This window comes from Mesorhizobium sp. M0664 (assembly GCF_040320565.1).
GTDB lineage: Bacteria > Pseudomonadota > Alphaproteobacteria > Rhizobiales > Rhizobiaceae > Mesorhizobium.
In genome coordinates this window covers 1-16778 of record NZ_JAMYPW010000015.1, presented here as the reverse complement: position 1 = coordinate 16778, position 16778 = coordinate 1, and the positions used below count along the sequence as shown (strand labels likewise).

Annotated in this window: 14 protein-coding genes; 4 read left to right on the top strand and 10 right to left on the bottom strand. The window is 64.0% G+C overall.

Going from position 1 to position 16778, the window contains the following annotated elements; all coding sequences use genetic code 11:
• Window positions 1–57 precede the first annotated feature (57 nt).
• Genes betA through betI form a run of 4 tightly spaced genes read right to left on the bottom strand, consistent with a single transcriptional unit; the run spans window position 58 to window position 4837 of the window.
• Entirely contained in the window at window positions 58–1710 is a 1653-nt protein-coding gene (gene betA / locus NKI39_RS15965; protein ID WP_352832904.1) for a choline dehydrogenase, read from the bottom strand.
• 3 nt (window positions 1711–1713) lie between these two features.
• Window positions 1714–2721 carry a threonine/serine dehydratase family protein gene (locus NKI39_RS15960; protein ID WP_502898575.1) on the bottom strand — a complete coding sequence of 336 codons (1008 nt, stop codon included), beginning with the start codon at window positions 2719–2721 and terminating at the stop codon, window positions 1714–1716.
• The gene (betC, locus tag NKI39_RS15955) at window positions 2721–4250 is read right to left on the bottom strand and encodes a choline-sulfatase (RefSeq protein WP_352832898.1); all 1530 of its coding nucleotides are present in this window, start codon (window positions 4248–4250) and stop codon (window positions 2721–2723) included. Before betC ends, NKI39_RS15960 begins: the two co-directional genes overlap by 1 nt.
• Window positions 4247–4837: a transcriptional regulator BetI gene (gene betI / locus NKI39_RS15950; protein WP_352454288.1), complete on the bottom strand. Its 591-nt coding sequence runs from the start codon at window positions 4835–4837 to the stop codon at window positions 4247–4249. Before betI ends, betC begins: the two co-directional genes overlap by 4 nt.
• Window positions 4838–5063: 226 nt before the next feature.
• Between betI and NKI39_RS15945 the strand changes: the two genes are divergently transcribed.
• A complete protein-coding gene (locus NKI39_RS15945; RefSeq protein ID WP_352540731.1) occupies window positions 5064–6230 on the top strand; it encodes an acetyl-CoA acetyltransferase in 1167 nt (388 codons plus the stop codon).
• Window positions 6231–6256: 26 nt separating this feature from the next.
• Window positions 6257–7261, top strand: coding sequence for an asparaginase (locus NKI39_RS15940; protein WP_352832895.1), 1005 nt, complete (start codon window positions 6257–6259; stop codon window positions 7259–7261).
• On the opposite strand, the gene NKI39_RS15935 is transcribed toward NKI39_RS15940, so the two are convergent.
• Entirely contained in the window at window positions 7254–8630 is a 1377-nt protein-coding gene (locus NKI39_RS15935) for a TIGR03808 family TAT-translocated repetitive protein (protein ID WP_352832892.1), read from the bottom strand. The two genes, NKI39_RS15940 and NKI39_RS15935, sit on opposite strands and share 8 nt — an antisense overlap.
• A gap of 131 nt (window positions 8631–8761) precedes the next feature.
• On the opposite strand from NKI39_RS15935, the gene NKI39_RS15930 reads away from it, so the two are divergent.
• Window positions 8762–9235 (top strand): GreA/GreB family elongation factor, encoded by a 474-nt coding sequence (locus NKI39_RS15930; protein ID WP_352501759.1) that lies wholly within the window; start codon window positions 8762–8764, stop codon window positions 9233–9235.
• Here the strand turns inward: NKI39_RS15930 and NKI39_RS15925 are convergent.
• From NKI39_RS15925 to NKI39_RS15910, 4 genes are all read right to left on the bottom strand, one after another.
• Complete coding sequence (locus NKI39_RS15925) at window positions 9232–9618, bottom strand: type II toxin-antitoxin system death-on-curing family toxin (RefSeq protein WP_352501760.1); 387 nt, start codon at window positions 9616–9618, stop codon at window positions 9232–9234. The genes NKI39_RS15930 and NKI39_RS15925 overlap by 4 nt on opposite strands.
• Window positions 9615–9845, bottom strand: coding sequence for an AbrB/MazE/SpoVT family DNA-binding domain-containing protein (locus NKI39_RS15920; protein WP_352501761.1), 231 nt, complete (start codon window positions 9843–9845; stop codon window positions 9615–9617). Before NKI39_RS15920 ends, NKI39_RS15925 begins: the two co-directional genes overlap by 4 nt.
• Before the next feature lie 75 nt (window positions 9846–9920).
• Window positions 9921–12044: a methylmalonyl-CoA mutase gene (scpA, locus tag NKI39_RS15915; RefSeq protein ID WP_352832890.1), complete on the bottom strand. Its 2124-nt coding sequence runs from the start codon at window positions 12042–12044 to the stop codon at window positions 9921–9923.
• Window positions 12041–13483 (bottom strand): methylmalonyl-CoA mutase subunit beta, encoded by a 1443-nt coding sequence (locus NKI39_RS15910; RefSeq protein ID WP_352832887.1) that lies wholly within the window; start codon window positions 13481–13483, stop codon window positions 12041–12043. The genes scpA and NKI39_RS15910 overlap by 4 nt, the downstream gene beginning before the upstream one ends.
• A gap of 276 nt (window positions 13484–13759) precedes the next feature.
• On the opposite strand from NKI39_RS15910, the gene NKI39_RS15905 reads away from it, so the two are divergent.
• Window positions 13760–15292 carry a helicase HerA-like C-terminal domain-containing protein gene (locus NKI39_RS15905; protein WP_352832884.1) on the top strand — a complete coding sequence of 511 codons (1533 nt, stop codon included), beginning with the start codon at window positions 13760–13762 and terminating at the stop codon, window positions 15290–15292.
• A 176-nt stretch (window positions 15293–15468) separates the two neighbouring features.
• Here the strand turns inward: NKI39_RS15905 and NKI39_RS15900 are convergent.
• The coding region (locus tag NKI39_RS15900) for a transposase (RefSeq protein ID WP_352832882.1) at window positions 15469–16778 on the bottom strand (1310 nt) is incomplete at its 5' end.

The following is a 16778-nucleotide window of genomic DNA, read 5'->3' as shown; positions in this document are numbered from 1 at the left end:
CTGTTCTCCAAATCGTCTTGTCGCGGCATGCGGAATATGCGTCCGCCGGATCATGGCCTATCTGTCCGACACCTGCCAGCGCGGATTGATCCATGGTTCCTGGTTGGAAGGTGGCAGCGGCGTACGCCCGAGAATGTGGTCGGCGGCCTTCTCGCCGGTCATGATCGACGGAGCGTTGAGATTGCCATTGGTGACGCGCGGGAAGATCGAGGAATCGGCGACCCGAAGCCCTTCGACGCCAATGACGCGGCATTCTGGATCGACGACGCTCATCGCATCGTCGGCACGGCCCATCTTGCAGGTGCCGCACGGGTGATAGGCGCTTTCGACGTGGTCGCGGATGAAGGCGTCGAGCTCCTCATCCGATTGCACATGTGAACCTGGCGACAGTTCCTTGCCGCGGTACGAATCGAAGGCCGCCTGCCCGAAGATCTCGCGGGTCAGCCGGATGCAGTGGCGGAACTCCGTCCAGTCGTCCGGATGCGACATGTAGTTGAAGCGGATCACCGGCTTCGATTTGGGATCGGGCGAGCGCAGCGTGACCGAACCGCGCGACTTCGACCGCATCGGCCCGACATGCGCCTGGAAGCCGTGCGCCTTGGCCGCCGCCTTGCCGTCATAGCGGACCGCGGCCGGGATGAAATGATACTGGATATCGGGATAGTCGACGCCGGCGCGCGAGCGTACGAAGGCGGCCGCCTCGAAATGATTGGTGGCGCCGAGGCCGGACTTGAAGAACAGCCATTGTGCCCCGATCAGCGCCTTCGAGAACGGGTTCAAGACGGAGTTCAGCGTGATCGGCTTTGTCGATTCCTGCTGGATGTAAAGTTCCATATGGTCCTGCAGATTGCGGCCGACTCCGGGCCGGTCGACAATCACCGGGATGCCATTCTCCCTAAGGTGCTGGCCGGGGCCGATGCCGGACAGCATCAGGATCTTGGGCGAGTTGATCGAGGACGCGGCAACGATCACCTCGCGCCGCGCTCTGACCATCTGAATCCGTTTGCGCACTTCGATCTCGACGCCGGTGGCGCGTTGATTCTCGATGATTACCCGCCGGGCGAAACCCTTGACCAGGCTGACATTTTTCCGCCTCAGCGCCGGCCTCAGATAGGCGCTCGCGGCCGACCAGCGACGGCCGCCGCGGATGGTCTGCTCCATCGGCCCAAAGCCTTCCTGCTTCGCGCCGTTATAGTCGTCGGTCAGCTCGAAACCGGCCTGACGGCCTGCCTCGACGAAGGCGCCGTAGAGTGGGTTCGTCCTCGAGCCGCGCTGCACAGTCAGCGGGCCGCCGTGGCCGCGCCAGCCATTCTCGCCGCCATTGCTGTCCTCCATGCGCTTGAAGTACGGGAGCACATCGGCAAAGCCCCAGCCGGTCGCGCCCTGTTCGGCCCAATGGTCGAAGTCGCGGGCATGGCCGCGCACATAGACCATGCCGTTAATCGAGGATGAGCCTCCGATGACTTTGCCGCGCGGCGTCGCCAGCACGCGGCCGCCGAGATGCGGCTCCGGCTCGCTGGCGAAGCCCCAGTCGTAAAGGCTCATATTGAGCGGGATCGACAGCGCCGACGGCATCTGGATCAGCGGCCCGATATCGCTGCCGCCATATTCGATGACGATCACCGAATGCTTGCCGTCCTCCGACAGCCGGTAGGCCATGGCCGAGCCGGCCGAGCCGGAGCCGATGATGACGAAATCCGCTTCAAGCATGGTTCATGCGCGCCCGTGGTTCATATGCGCAATGAAATCGGCCAGCGAGACGTTGCCGCCGGTTGCCATCACCAGAACGGTCTTGCCGGTTATGTCGACCTTGCCGCCGAGCACCGCCGCCAGCGAGGCAGCGCCGGATGGCTCGAGCACCAGCTTCAGCCGCTCGAAGGCGAGGCGCATGGCGCGCCGCACCGAAGCATCGTCGACGGTGACGCCGCGAACGCCGGCGGCCTTCACCGCTGCGAACGGCGCGTCGCCGGGCCGCCGCGACATCAGCCCGTCGCAGATCGATTTCGGTCCGATCGGCATGGTTTCGATGGCGCCATGCGCGAGCGACGAGCCCATGCCGTCAAAACCTTCCGGCTCGACGCCGATGATCTCCGTGGCGGGCGACAGATAGTGGAAGGCCAGCGAAACGCCACCGATCAGCCCGCCACCGCCGACCGAACAGAACAAGCCATCGGCCTCCACTTGCCTGGCGGCGAGCTGGTCGAGTGCCTCCAGTCCGGCGCCGGCCTGGCCGGCGACGATCTCCGGATCGTCGAACGGGTGCAGCAGCGCCAAGCCATCGCTCGCGGCGATCTCACGCGCTCTGGCGGCGGCGACTTCCTCACGCGCGCGTTCGCCATGGTCAGTCAGCACCACGCGCGCGCCATACCCTGACGTGGCATCGCGTTTGGCGGCAGGGGCGTCGATCGGCATGACGATGGTGACGGGAATGCCAAGCGCTTGGCCAGCCGCCGCTAGCCCCTGCGCAAAATTGCCGGAGGAGTAGGCGACGACGCCCTTTTTGGTTTCGTCAGGCGAGAGCTTCTTCAGCCGCCAGTAGGCGCCGCGCACCTTGAACGATCCTGCCCATTGCAGCGATTCGGCCTTGACGAAGACGCGGGCGGCGCCGGTCTCGCGGGCAAGTGCCGCCGATTCCAGGAGCGGCGTGATCTGCGTCGCCTTGGAGGTGACGGCATAGGCCTGCCTGAGATGGTCGAGCGAGGGGACGAGACTATCTGCCATCATTCGCCTCGCGGAAAGCGCTTCTGCTCTTCGAGCAGGTCGAGGTTCATGTGGTTGCGCATGTAGCGCTCCGATGCCTTCTGCAGCGGCTGGAATTCCCAGGGATAATGGGTGCCGTTGCGCAGCGCCGGGTAGACCACCCAGCGGCGTGCCTGGCTGGCACGCACCGCTGCATCGAACGCCGCCATGTCCCAGCGCGCCCGCACCTTGTCGGAGAAAGCGGTCACCAAAGCCGCATTGGCCGGATCGGCGGCGAGGTTGGTCGATTCCAGCGGATCCGATTCAAGATCAAACAGTTGCGGCGGATCGATCTCGCAATGGATGAATTTGTAACGGCCCTCGCGCAGCGCCACCATCGGCGCGTTCGAGCCTTCGGCGGCATATTCCATCAGCACCGGCGCGGAGCGCTTCTTTCCATTCAGCAGCGGCAGCAGCGACTGGCCGTCGGTCCACGGCGCAATCGCGCTGATGTCGATGCCGGCGAGGTCGCAAAGCGTCGGCGTCACGTCGAGGTTGGAGACCGGCGTGTCGATCAGCCCGGCGGCGATACGCTTGCCGGCGATCATCAGCGGCACCCGCGCCGAACCTTCGAAGAAGCACATCTTGAACCACAGGCCGCGCTCGCCGAGCATGTCGCCGTGATCCGAGCAGAACAGGATGATCGTGTCGTCGAGCATGCGCGTGCGCTCGAGCACCGACAGCAGCTCGCCGAGCTTGTCGTCGAGATATGAGATGTTGGCGAAATAGCCGCGCCGTGCGCGGCGTATCTGCTCAGCGGTGATGTCGAACCTGTCATAGTCGCTGGCGCGGTAGAGCCGCTGCGAATGCGGGTCCTGCCTGTCGTAAGGAATGAAGCCGACCTCAGGCTCGAGCGCCGGGCAATCCTCGTAGAGGTCCCAGTATTGCCGCCGTGCGACGTAAGGATCGTGCGGATGGGTGAAAGAAACCGTCAAGCACCAGGGCCGATGTGCGGCATCGTCGGAGACGCGGGCAAAATCATAAAGCTTCTGCACGGCATGGAAGGCGACCTCGTCGTCATATTCCAGCTGGTTGGTGATCTCAGCAGTACCGGCGCCGCTGACGGAGCCGAGATTGTGATACCACCAGTCGATGCGCTCGCCGGGTTTGCGATAGTCGGGCGTCCAGCCGAAATCGGCCGGATAGATGTCGGTGGTCAGCCGCTCCTCGAAACCGTGCAACTGGTCCGGCCCGACGAAATGCATCTTGCCGGAGAGGCAGGTGTGATAACCGGCGGCGCGCAGATGATGGGCAAAGGTCGGGATCGAAGACGCGAATTCGGCGGCGTTGTCATAGACCCCGGTGCGTGACGGCAACTGGCCGCTCATGAATGCGGCGCGGCCCGGCGCGCAGAGCGGCGAGGCCGTGTAATTGTTGCAAAAACGCGCCGAACGCGCGGCGAGCGCCTTCAGATGCGGCGCGTGCAGGAAGTCCGCCGGCCCATCCGGAAACAGCGTTCCGTTGAGCTGATCGACCATGACGATCAGGATGTTGGGTCGCTTGGATGTCACTGCTTCTGCCGTCCGCTGAGCTTCGTTTCGAGATAGTCCTCGACCAGTGCGATCGCGGTCGCGGCATCGGGAACACCGTCTTTCAGCGCGCGCCTGATATAGAGCCCGTCGATCAGCGCCGCCGTCGCTTCGGCGACCCGGTCGGCCTCGCTTCTCGGCAGGATCCCGGCCAGCCCGCTGAGCAGATTGGAATGCAGCCGCCGCGCATAGACCTTGAGCAGCCGTCGAAGCGCTGCCGATTTCTGCGCCTCGACATAGAAGGCGAGCCAGGCGGCGATCGTTTCGGGCTGGAACTGGATGTCGGAGAAATTGACCGCGACCACCGCCGAGACGCGCTGGCGCGCCGTGCCGGCCGCGCGAAGTGCACGGCGCGTATCGGCGGTGAGCTCGCTGAGGATGTGCCGCATCGTCGCCAACAGCAATTCGTCCTTGACGCCGAAATAATGGTGGGCAAGCGCCGAGGACACGCCGGCGCGCCCGGCGATTTCCGACATCGTCACATCAAGCGAACCGCGCTCGCCGATCGCCGAGATCGTTGCATCGATTAGCGCCCTGCGGCGCAACGGCTCCATTCCGAGTTTCGGCATTCTTGCTCCGGCCTGTTGGGGCAAGATTATTTTTTATTGACGCATCAATCAACAAAAATCCGGCCTGATTTGCTGGCAAAAGCCAGGCACTATGACCAGATGATCAAGATCAAGCGATTGTGCGGTTCTGGCCCCTTCACGAAGCCGGCGGAACGGTTCATGCTTGAACAATGCTGAGGCGCGCTGCAAGTATCGCGTAGCCCGGGTCCACAGGATGGAGATCGCCATGACAGCATGCATCGTCGGTTGGGCGCATTCGCGCTTCGGCAAGCTCGAAGGCGAGACGCTGGAGGGCCTGATCACCAAGGTGGCAGTCGAGGCGCTCGATCATGCCGGCATCGGTCCGGATGACGTCGACGAGATCGTGCTCGGCCACTTCAACGCCGGGTTTTCCGCCCAGGATTTCACCGCGAGCCTGGTCCTCCAGGCAGACGACCGGCTGCGCTTCAAGCCTGCGACCCGCGTCGAGAACGCCTGCGCCACCGGCTCGGCGGCGGTCAGGCAAGGCATCCGCGCCATCGACGCCAATGCCGCCCGTATCGTGCTGGTGGTCGGCGCCGAGCAGATGACGACGACGCCCGGTCCCGAGATCGGCAAGAACCTGCTCAAGGCCTCGTATCTGCCGGAGGACGGCAACACGCCGGCAGGTTTCGCCGGCGTCTTCGGCAAGATCGCCCAAGCCTATTTCCAGCGCTACGGCGACCAGTCGGATGCGCTGGCGATGATCGCCGCCAAAAACCACAAGAACGGCGTCGACAATCCCTACGCGCAGATGCGCAAGGATTTCGGCTACGAGTTCTGCCGGCAGGAAAGCGAAAAAAACCCCTTCGTCGCCGGTCCGCTGAAGCGCACAGACTGCTCGCTGGTGTCGGACGGTGCCGCCGCGCTTGTCCTTGCCGACACGGCCACGGCGCTGAAGATGCGCCGCGCCGTCGCCTTCCGCGCCAACGAGCATGTGCAGGATTTCCTGCCGATGTCGAAGCGCGACATTCTCGCCTTCGAAGGCTGCGAGCAGGCGTGGAACCAGGCGCTGAAGCAGGCGGGCGTGACGCTCGGCGACCTGTCCTTCGTCGAGACGCATGACTGTTTCACCATCGCCGAACTGATCGAGTATGAGGCGATGGGCCTGGCAAAGCCGGGCGAGGGCGCCAAGCTGGCCCTGGATGGCGAGACGGCGAAAAATGGAAGGCTGCCGGTCAATCCGTCCGGTGGACTGAAGGCCAAGGGCCACCCGATCGGTGCCACCGGCGTATCGATGCATGTGCTGAGCGCCATGCAGCTTGTCGGCGAGGCGGGCGGCATCCAGGTGCCGGGAGCAAAACTCGGCGGCATCTTCAACATGGGCGGTGCCGCGGTCGCCAACTACGTTTCCATTCTCGACCGGATCAGATAAACCCGCCCGCATTCGCGGGAGGTGACATGGCAAATCCGGTTCTGGTCGAAGTCTTGCGCGGCGCAATCGTCGAGAGTGCTCATCGCGGCGCTGTTGCCGTCTTCGACGCCGACGGCAAGCCTGTCTGGGAGATCGGCGACACGGCACAACCGGTGTTCCCGCGTTCGGCGGTCAAGGCGATCCAGGCGCTGCCGCTGGTCGAGAGCGGCGCTGCCGATGCCTACGGCTTCGGTGATCGGGAGCTGGCGCTGGCCTGCGCCTCGCATTCCGGCGAGCCGTCACATGTCGAGCTGGCGCGCGCCATGCTGGCGAAGGCCGGCTTGGACGAGACGGCACTCGAATGCGGCGCGCATTGGCCTTCGAGCCATGGAGCGACCCTGGCACTTGCCCGCGCCGGCAGCGTGCCGAACGCGCTGCACAACAATTGTTCCGGCAAGCACTCGGGCTTTCTCTGCACCTGCGTTCACAGCGGCATCGCCCATCGTGGTTACGTCAAGGCTGGCCATGCCTCGCAGGAGATGGTGCGCGAAGCGATGCAGGCGGTGACCGGTGCTGCCCATGACGCCGATCACCGCGGCACCGACGGCTGCTCGATTCCGACCTATGCCGTGCCGCTGCGCAGCTTTGCCCTTGGCTTTGCCCGCATGGCGACAGGTGCCGGGTTCGAGCCGGTGCGCGCCCGGGCGGCGAAGCGGCTGCTTTCCGCCTGCATGGCCGAGCCGTTTTTCGTCGCCGGCACGGGCAGGTCCGATGTCGCGATGATGGACGCCGCACCGGGCCGGATTTTCGTCAAGGGAGGCGCCGAAGGTGTTTTTTGTGCAGCCCTTCCGGAGCTTGGCCTTGGCATCGCGCTGAAGTGCGACGATGGCGCCGGCCGCGCCGCTGAAGTGATGGTCGCGGCCGTGCTGGCTAAGCTTTTGCAAGCCGACCAGGCGCTCGCAGCGAAACTGACCGAACAGGCAAATCCGCCTATCGAGAGCCGGATCGGCGCCAAGGTTGGCGCGCTCCGGCCGACGGCCACCTTCAACTGACGTGGTTGCGCTCGACGGTCAAATGCGCGTAGCCGGCATTGCCTGATGCGGCGAGGTCACCGGTCACTCGCTCGGCCCAGCGTTGGCCGACGATCGCGCCGTTCTGGACTCCGTCGATGACATTGTCGGAGATGATTGCCGTTCCGGCACCTTCAACCACGCTGACGGCGATGCCGGTTCCGGCCTTGCGGACGATGTTTCCCGTGGCGACCACATTGCGCATGAACGGTCCCCAGCCGATCTGCATGCCGTAGAGCGGCGCATTCTCGATGACGTTGCCGGAAACGGTGGTGTCGGCCTCGACGCTGATGCCGACGCCGAAGCCGGGCGCGTCGGCAGGGTAGGGGCCGCTGGTCGACAGATTGCGGACGATGTTGCCGGAGCACACGCCCATGCGGCCGCCCTCATTGAAATTGACGATCGAAATACCGTTCGCGGCGCCATCGACGATGTTGTTGCCGATGACGGCGCCTTCGAACGAGAATTCGGAATACACGGCCGTCTCGCCCGAACGCGAGCAGGTGTTGCCGGTGATCTGCAAATTGCTGGAAGTGTTGGCGCGGATCGCCGAGAACGCGCAGTCCGAGACAATATTGCCGGAGATGATGACGTTGCCGGCGCGGAACGCATTGATGCCGTTGCCGTTCTGGCCGGTTCCGCCGCTGCGCGCCTGGATGCGCTCGATCCGGTTGCCGCTGACGATGGTGCCGTCTTCAGCCGCCTGCCAGCGGTGCACGAGAATGCCGCCATTGGCGCAGTCGGAGACGCTATTGCCTGATATTTCCAGGCCATCGGCCTCGACCGAATAGATGCCGGCATCGGCCGCACCGGAAATCTCCAAGCGCTCGATGCGGCCCGAGGCGTGCTCGAGCGCCAGACCGTTCTTGCCGCTGCCGGTAAGCTGGCAATTGTCGACGACCAGATGGGCGATGCGGCGCAGATCGAGCAGGCCTTGCGTGTAGTCGCCCATCCAGCGTTTGCGGCCATCGAACACCAGCCCACTGAGTTCGATGTGCTCGGCCCGTTCGGCCATGATGAGATGGCCATTGCCGCCATAGACGATCCGCGATGCGCCCGGCACGCCGGACAGGCGCACGCGGCCGGGCAGCGACAGGTTGGAAACGATATAGATCCCCGGCGGCAGGAACACCGGCATGTCGCGGTCGTGCGCGTCGCGCAGCAGCTTGGTGAAAGCCTTGCTCTGATCGTCAAGCGCACCGGGCCGGACGCCGAGCTCGGTCGCGTTGATCGCGCCACGCATCGCGGCTTTCTCGATGCTTGGCAGGTTTTTCGCCGCTGCCTTGCCGAGCGAAAGCCCCATGACGGCAAAGCCGGCGGTCTGCGCAAGCAGCGTTCGTCTGTTCAACATCGGCACAGATTCCTTGCGTTCAACGGTCGCGCCGCAGGATTCGTGCCAGACAGGATCGGCCCGGATCGGCTCCGACGTCGGTTCGCCGGCTACGGCTTGTGGAGTCGTCGCGTCAGGCATAAGTTCGATAAATGAGCAGGGCTTTCACCCGCGAGGAAGACAGCGAAAACGCCATCGCCGGCATCGGCGAGCGGCCGATCAGTCATCACCGCAATCTGGTGACGGAACGCGGCCTGACGCTGATCGATGCGGAGGTGGCCGCTCTGCGCGACGAACTGGGCAGAGCCGAAAAGAGGGCCGACCGCGAGCGTATCGCGCTGGTGTCGCGTGATCTCCGCTACTGGACGGCGCGGCGCGAAAGCGCCGAGCTTTCGGTGCCGGAACCGGGCAGCGACATGGTTCGCTTCGGCATGGGCGTCACGCTGGAAAGCCACGACGGCAAGAAGGTTCACTGGAAGATCGTCGGCGAGGACGAAGCCAATCCCGCTAAGGGGACAATTTCTCATATGTCGCCGATGGCGATGGCCTTGTTCGGCAAGAAGGTCGGCGAAGTTGCCGTGGTCAATGGCAAGGAATGGGAGATCGTCAAGCTCTCCGACAGTTAGTCTTCGAGCTTGACGACATGATCGCGGAAGAACGCTGAGGCGCCGGCCTCGTCGATTTCGCCGGCGGCGACCATCATGACCAGTTGAATAATGTCCGCCTGCTCGGCTTCGATGCTCAGCCCGTTGAAATAAAGGAACAGATCGGCCGCCGCAAAAGCCGTGCGCTTGTTGCCGTCGACGAATGGATGGTTCTTGGCAATGCCGAAAAGATAGGCGGCTGCGAGTTCACAGAGATCGGGCTCGCCATAGATTTCTCTTTGCTGCGGCCTGTAAAGCGCCGACTCCAGCATTCCTTGATCGCGGATTCCCGCTGCGCCGCCGTGGAGGCGCAACTGCTCGGCGTGAAGCGCCTCCACGAACTCCCTCGAATGATGCTCGGTCATTTTGCGAGCGCGCGGTAGGCAACCTCGTACTTCTTCATCCGCTCGCGCGCGATCTTCATCTTGCGCTCGAATTCTTCGGCAGTGTCCTCGGTGCGGCGCAGGCGAAGCTCATCGCCCTCCTGGACGATGACGATGCTGTCGCCGGCCTTCAGGTTCATGCGGTCGAGAATTTCCTTCGGCAGGATCACGCCTTCGGAATTACCGATCTTGCGAATGGTCGTGTTCATGGTGAGACATCCTGTTGCAACGCTGATTATAACCAACCGTGTTTCTGTGGCAACAGACATTATAACAACAGCGCATCAGCCGACCTTAAGCAGCCGGTCCATCAGCCGCTCCGCCGCTTCGGGGATAACCGTGCCGGGCGGGAAGATTTCAGTGGCGCCTGCCTGCCGGACTGCGTCGTAATCCTGCGGTGGAATGACGCCGCCGGCGACGATCAGCATGTCGTCGCGGCCGAGCTTCTTCAGCGCATGCTTGAGTTCGGGAATAAGCGTCAAATGGCCCGCAGCCAGCGACGAGGCGCCGACGATGTGCACGTCATGCTCGACGGCCAGCCTGGCGATCTCGTCCGGAGTCTGGAACATCGGCCCGACGGTGACGTCGAAGCCTAGGTCGGCAAAGGCGGTGGCGATCACTTTCTGGCCGCGATCATGGCCGTCTTGCCCCATCTTGGCGACCAGAATGCGCGGCTTGCCGCCGGACTTTTCCTCGAACGCGACGATCTTGTCCTGCAGCCGGTCGACCACCGGATTGTCGCCGAGCGCGTTGCGATAGACGCCGGAGATCGTCTGCACCGAGGCGACATGGCGGCCGAAAACTTTTTCCAGCGCCAGCGAAATCTCGCCGACCGTGGCGTTGGCCCGTGCGGCCCGGATGGCGAATTCCAGCAGGTTTGCGTTACTCCCGGCAGCACGGGTAAGCGCATCGAGCGCGCTCTCGACAGCGGCGACGTCACGCGTGCCTTTTAGCCGCTGCAGCTTCGACAATTGCCGCGCCCTGACTTCGGCATTGTCGATCTTCAGCACGTCGACTTCGATGTCCGTGCCGGGACGGTGAGCATTGACACCGACCACGATCTGTTCGCCTGAATCGATGCGCGCCTGGGTGCGCGCGGCAGCCTCTTCGATGCGCAGCTTCGGTAGGCCCTTTTCGATCGCCGCGGCCATGCCGCCGAGGCTCTCGACCTCCTCGATATGCGCAAGCGCACGCGCCGCCAGATCATGCGTCAGCCGTTCGACATAGGCGGAGCCGCCCCACGGGTCGATGATGCGCGTCGTGCCGGACTCCTTCTGCAGGATGAGCTGTGTGTTGCGGGCGATGCGGGCCGAATGGTCGGTCGGCAGCGCCATTGCCTCGTCGAAGGAATTGGTGTGCAGCGACTGCGTATGCCCTTGAGTCGCCGCCATCGCCTCGATCGTGGTGCGGATGATGTTGTTGTAGGGATCCTGCGCCGTCAGCGACCAGCCCGAAGTCTGGCAATGGGTGCGCAGCGACAGCGAGCGCTCGTCCTTCGGCGAAAAGTTCCTCAGCATCAGGCTGGCCCACAAAAGGCGCGCTGCTCTCAGCTTCGCGACTTCCATGAAGAAATTCATGCCGATCGCCCAGAAGAACGAAAGGCGCGGCGCGAAACGGTCGATGTCGAGGCCAGCCGCGACGCCGGCGCGGGCATATTCGATACCGTCGGCAATCGTGTAGGCGAGCTCGAGGTCCGCCGTCGCTCCCGCCTCCTGCATGTGGTAGCCGGAGATCGAGATCGAATTGAACTTCGGCATGTGCTTCGACGTGTAGGAAAAAATGTCCGACACGATCCGCATCGAAGGTTTTGGCGGATAGATGTAGGTGTTGCGCACCATGAACTCTTTCAGGATGTCGTTCTGAATGGTCCCGGTGAGGTCCTTCTGCGCAACGCCCTGTTCCTCCGCCGCGACGATATAGAGCGCCATGATCGGCAGCACTGCGCCGTTCATCGTCATCGATACCGTCATCTCGTTAAGCGGGATGCCGTCGAACAGCTGGCGCATGTCGAGAATGGAATCGATGGCGACGCCGGCCATGCCGACATCGCCGGCGACGCGCGGATGGTCGCTGTCGTAGCCGCGGTGCGTGGCGAGATCGAAGGCGACCGACAGGCCTTTCTGGCCGGCGGCAAGGTTGCGCCGGTAAAAGGCGTTGGACTCTTCGGCCGTCGAGAAGCCGGCATATTGCCGGATCGTCCAGGGTTGCTGGACATACATCGTCGGATAGGGGCCGCGCACGAAAGGCGGCAGGCCTGGATAGGTATCGAGGTGCGGCAAGCCCTTGAGATCGCCCTGGTTGTAGAGATGCTTGACGGCGATTCCTTCCGGCGTCATCCGCTGGCCTTTGATCTCGACCGGCGCCCGCCGCGGCGGCGACCAGGCGATCTGGCTGAAATCCGGGATCATGGCACGGCTCCGATCGACTGATCGATGCGGATCGGAAATAGCGGCTCGCACACCGCAACGCCTTCGGTGAAGGCAGGCCGCCGCTCCGCCGCCAGCGTCTCGACCGGACGCTCGGTCTTCGACGGGTGCAGCGTCGTGCCGACGATCGCCCGTTCGCCCGCCTGGTAGGCTGCGTTGCGACGGGCGGAAGCTGCCTGGACGCGCCTCTGGATGTGGCCTTGCTCAAGGCTGGTCAGCACGCCGCCTTCCGCCTCGATCTGCTGGAACTCCTGCCAGGCCGCGGCGCAGAGCTCCGCAGTCAGCGCTTCGACGGCCCCCGAACCGCAAACCGGATCGGCGACGTGGTCGATATTGCTTTCATTGGCCATGATCAGTTGCGCGTTGCGGGCAACGCGGCGGGCAAAACCCGCGGGCAGGCCGTGCGCGATCGTGTGCGGCAGGATGGCGATCGAATCCGCGCCGCCGGCGGCAGCCGCAAAAGCGGCGATGGTGGTGCGCAGGATGTTGGTTTCCGGGTCGGCCGCCGTCATCATCCGGAAGGAGGTTTCGGCATGGACGCTGGCGCTGGAGGGCGGTATCGAGCAGGCCTCCTGGACACGCGCCCACAGCCTGCGCAACGCCCTGACCTTGGCCGTCGAAACGAACTGGTCCTGGTCGACGCTGAGCGCAAAACCGATATGCGGCGCCGCGTAGACGAGCGGCTGGCGCGCCTTCTCGAACAGCCTCAAATAGGAGACGGCCGAGGCGAGCATGGTGCCAAGCTCCTGCGCCTCGCTGGCGCCGGCATTGTGGAATACCCGCCCGTCGGCCTCCAGCAGCACGCCGGGCACACCCATCGAAAAGAAATGCGCCAGCGACTGCGGCATCGAAGCCTGCAAAGCCTCGATCGACATGCGCAGCCTGCCGGTCCCGGCAAAGATCGCGGCCGGATCGATGCCGAAGGAGAGGTTGAGCTTTGCCGGGTCGGAGCGGCGCTTGGTCAAAAACGCCACCAGCCAGTCGGCCACGGCACGGCTCCAGGGATGGGCGTCGATGCGGATCTGGATGCGGTTGAGCGGCACGCCGTCGAGCACGCCCTCCAGCGCCTCCGCCGTCCTCGGCAAGCCATAGCCGAAGGCGTTCGGCGCACCCTCGAAGACAAGCGACAGTCCGGTGGCACCCTGCGCGACGTCTTCCAGCGCCTGCGCACTGGCGCGGCCTATGTCCGGATCGTCGATGCGCTGGCTGACGATCCACGGTGATCCCGGGTTGGCGCGCACGACAGGCTCCGCCGTGACCGAACGCTCGTAGAGCGGCTCGATGCGGATGGCGTCGTCTGTATGCGAGACGAGCTTTTCCTCGAAGGACCCGCCGGCCAGCGCCTTCTCCGCCAGCGCCAGCCATCGTTGCCGGTCGGCGTTCGGAAGTTCGGCATCCTGGGTCAAGGCACCGGCGCCCATCGGTTCTCCTCGTTCTAGCGGCCGCAGCGGCCGACTATGTCAGTCTACGGTCCCCGGCCCGATATCACAATGCAGCACACATGCCGTGCAACGCGCCTTCCGTGATGGTGACCGTCAACCGATTGCCAAACATGGGCAGGTTCCGCAAGCTCCAAAGGCCATTTTCGACAACGCCCATTGTCGCTGCGCAATGGCCTCACTATACCTGCGGCGGGGCTCCCTTTTCTTCAAGGGATCAGGGCATTCAACCCTATAGGTTTGCCGGAGACCGGACACATGGCCGACGATACCAGTATCTTCATAGGGGCCAGCCGCAAGCCGGACGACAGCTATCAGCGGCCCGAACAGCTTTTGCTGCAATATGGCAATCGTCACGGCCTGGTCACCGGCGCGACCGGCACCGGCAAGACGGTGACCCTGCAGATATTGGCCGAGGGTTTCTCAAATGCCGGCGTGCCGGTATTCTGCGCCGACATCAAGGGCGACCTGTCGGGTATCGCCATGATGGGCACAGCGCAGGATTTCCTGGTCAAGCGGGCCGAGCAGGTCAAGCTCGATCCCTATGAATTCCAGGAATTCCCGGTCATCTTCTGGGATCTGTTCGGCGAGCAGGGCCACCCGATCCGCGCCACCATCTCGGAGATGGGCCCACTGCTTCTGTCGCGGTTGATGAACCTTTCCGAGGCGCAGGAAGGCATCATGAACATCGCCTTCCGCATCGCCGACGAGGAAGGCCTTCTGCTGCTCGATTTGAAGGACCTGCAGTCACTGCTGGCCAATATCGCCGACCGCGCCGAAGAGATCGGCGCCCGCTACGGCAATGTGACGAAGCCTTCGGTCGGCGCGATCCAGCGCACGCTGCTGGTCCTGGAGCAGCAGGGCGCTGCCAATTTCTTCGGCGAGCCGGCATTGCGGATATCCGACATCATGCGCACCACTCGCGATGGACGCGGCGCCATCAGCGTGCTCGCCGCCGACAAGCTGATGATGAATCCCAGGCTCTATGCGACGTTCCTTCTGTGGCTGATGTCGGAACTGTTCGAGGAACTGCCGGAAGTCGGCGACCCGGACAAGCCGAAGCTGGTCTTTTTCTTCGACGAGGCACACCTTCTGTTCGACGACGCCCCGAAGGTGCTGATCGACCGCGTCGAACAGGTGGTCCGACTGATCCGTTCGAAGGGCGTCGGCGTTTATTTCGTCACGCAAAATCCGCTGGATATCCCTGAAACAGTGCTGGCTCAGCTCGGCAACCGGGTGCAGCACGCACTTCGTGCCTATACGCCGCGCGAACAGAAGGCCGTCAAGACGGCGGCCGAGACGTTCAGGCCCAATCCCGATTTCGACTGCGCAACCGTTATCACGCAGCTCGGCACCGGCGAGGCGCTTGTCTCGACGCTGGAAGCCAAGGGCGTGCCGTCCATGGTGCAGCGAACGCTGATCCGCCCGCCATCGTCGCGGCTTGGCCCGATCGCGCCCGACGAGCGCCGCAAGCTGATCACTGAGAGCCCGGTTGCCGGACAATACGACCAGACCATCGACCGCGAATCGGCTTTCGAGATGCTGCAGAAGAAGGCCAGGGACGCCCAGGAGGCACAGGCGCAGCAACAGGACCCAGGCCGTTCGCGCTGGACCATTCCCGGCTTCGGCAATGACGATCCCCAGCCGACCGGCGGCCGCCGCGCGCCGCGCCCCTCCAACCGCCAGACGGTGGCGGAGGCGGCGATCAAATCAGTCGTGCGCTCGGTCGGGTCGTCGGTCGGACGGGCGATCGTCCGCGGGATTTTGGGGAGCTTGTCTAGGGGCAGGTGAGGGGCATCGGACCCGAAGGCGGGCGTCAGTGTTGGTAATTCTGTCCTGGCATCAAGCGCCAGTAGCCAGATCTGGAGGACAGCGGACGGCGGCTAGGCGCCGATTGTGTTGAAGAAGTCGACTGATGACAGCGTGTTCGTTTGTCGCCATTTGAGGATGTTCGAAGGCCAGGGCTCTCACGCCGGTTTCGGCATCCGCACCGGGATCAGCTTGGCCAGTTTCCGGAGGTTCTGGGCGGCTGCTGCCAGGTGGAACTCGTCTCGGGCGCCATTCGGTCCCCGTAGTCGCAGGCGATCGAGTTTCAGGATGCGTTTGAGATGCGCAAACAGCATCTCGACCTTCTTTCGCTCGCGGCGCGAGGTCACATAGGTGTCGGTGGCGGCGATATCACGGGCCATGTCGCGCGCACCCTCGTGGATGGAGCGCAGGATCTTGCGGGCTGGAGCGTTCGGACAGCATCGAGGTTGGAGAGCGCAGGCGTCGCAGTCGAGCTTGCTGGCGCGGTAGCGCATGAAGCCCTCGTCGTCGACACCCTCGCGGGGTGAGGCGAAGCGCCGACGATACTGCCTGAGTTCCTTGCCGCCTGGACAAGTGTAGAGGTCGCGCCTGCGATCATAGCTGAATTCTGCCCGCTCGAAGGTCCCATCGCGACGCTCCGACTTGTCGAAGACCGGGATGTGCGGCTCGATCCCGCGCTCGTGCACGAGCCAACCCAGCATCTCGGCCGAACCGTACGCGCTGTCGGCGGCCAGCCGCTCCGGATAGAGATTGAAGCGATCCTGGACGCGCTCGATCATGGTACGTGCCGCACCGACCTCCGCCTGCCGGATTGCGCGGCTCGCCTCGACGTCCACGATGACGGCGTGGTTCAGGTCGATCAGATAGTTGGTGGCATAGGCAAAGAAGGGATGCCCCTTCATCGCTCCGGTCCACTGCGCCGCTGGGTCGGACCTCGACACGAACTTCGGCTTCACCTCGCTGGCTGCACCCCACCCGGCATCGTCCAACGTGTCGAGATACTCCTGTACCGAGCGGCGTGTTGCCGCCATCGTCTCCCAGTCGACCTGCTCCGATCCATCGGCTGAGCGCTGCTTGTTCGCGTCCGCTCTGATGAGGCTGGCATCGACGGCGAAGCCCTCGTTGCCGACGAGACCTTCTTCGATGCAGCGGCGAACCGTAGTCTCGAACAACTCGCGCAGCAGATCGCTGTCGCGAAAGCGGCCGTGCCGGTTCTTGGAGAAAGTGGAATGGTCCGGGACATCACCCTCCAGGCCAAGCCGGCAAAACCAGCGATAGGCGAGATTCAGATGTACTTCCTCGCAGAGCCGGCGCTCGGAGCGGATGCCGAAGCAGTAGCCGACGATCAGCATCCGGATCATCAGTTCCGGATCGATCGAGGGCCGGCCGATCGGGCTGTAGAAGGGCGCCAGATGCTGGCGGATGGCGGACAGGTCGACGAAGTGGTCGATCGCTCTGAGCAGGTGAT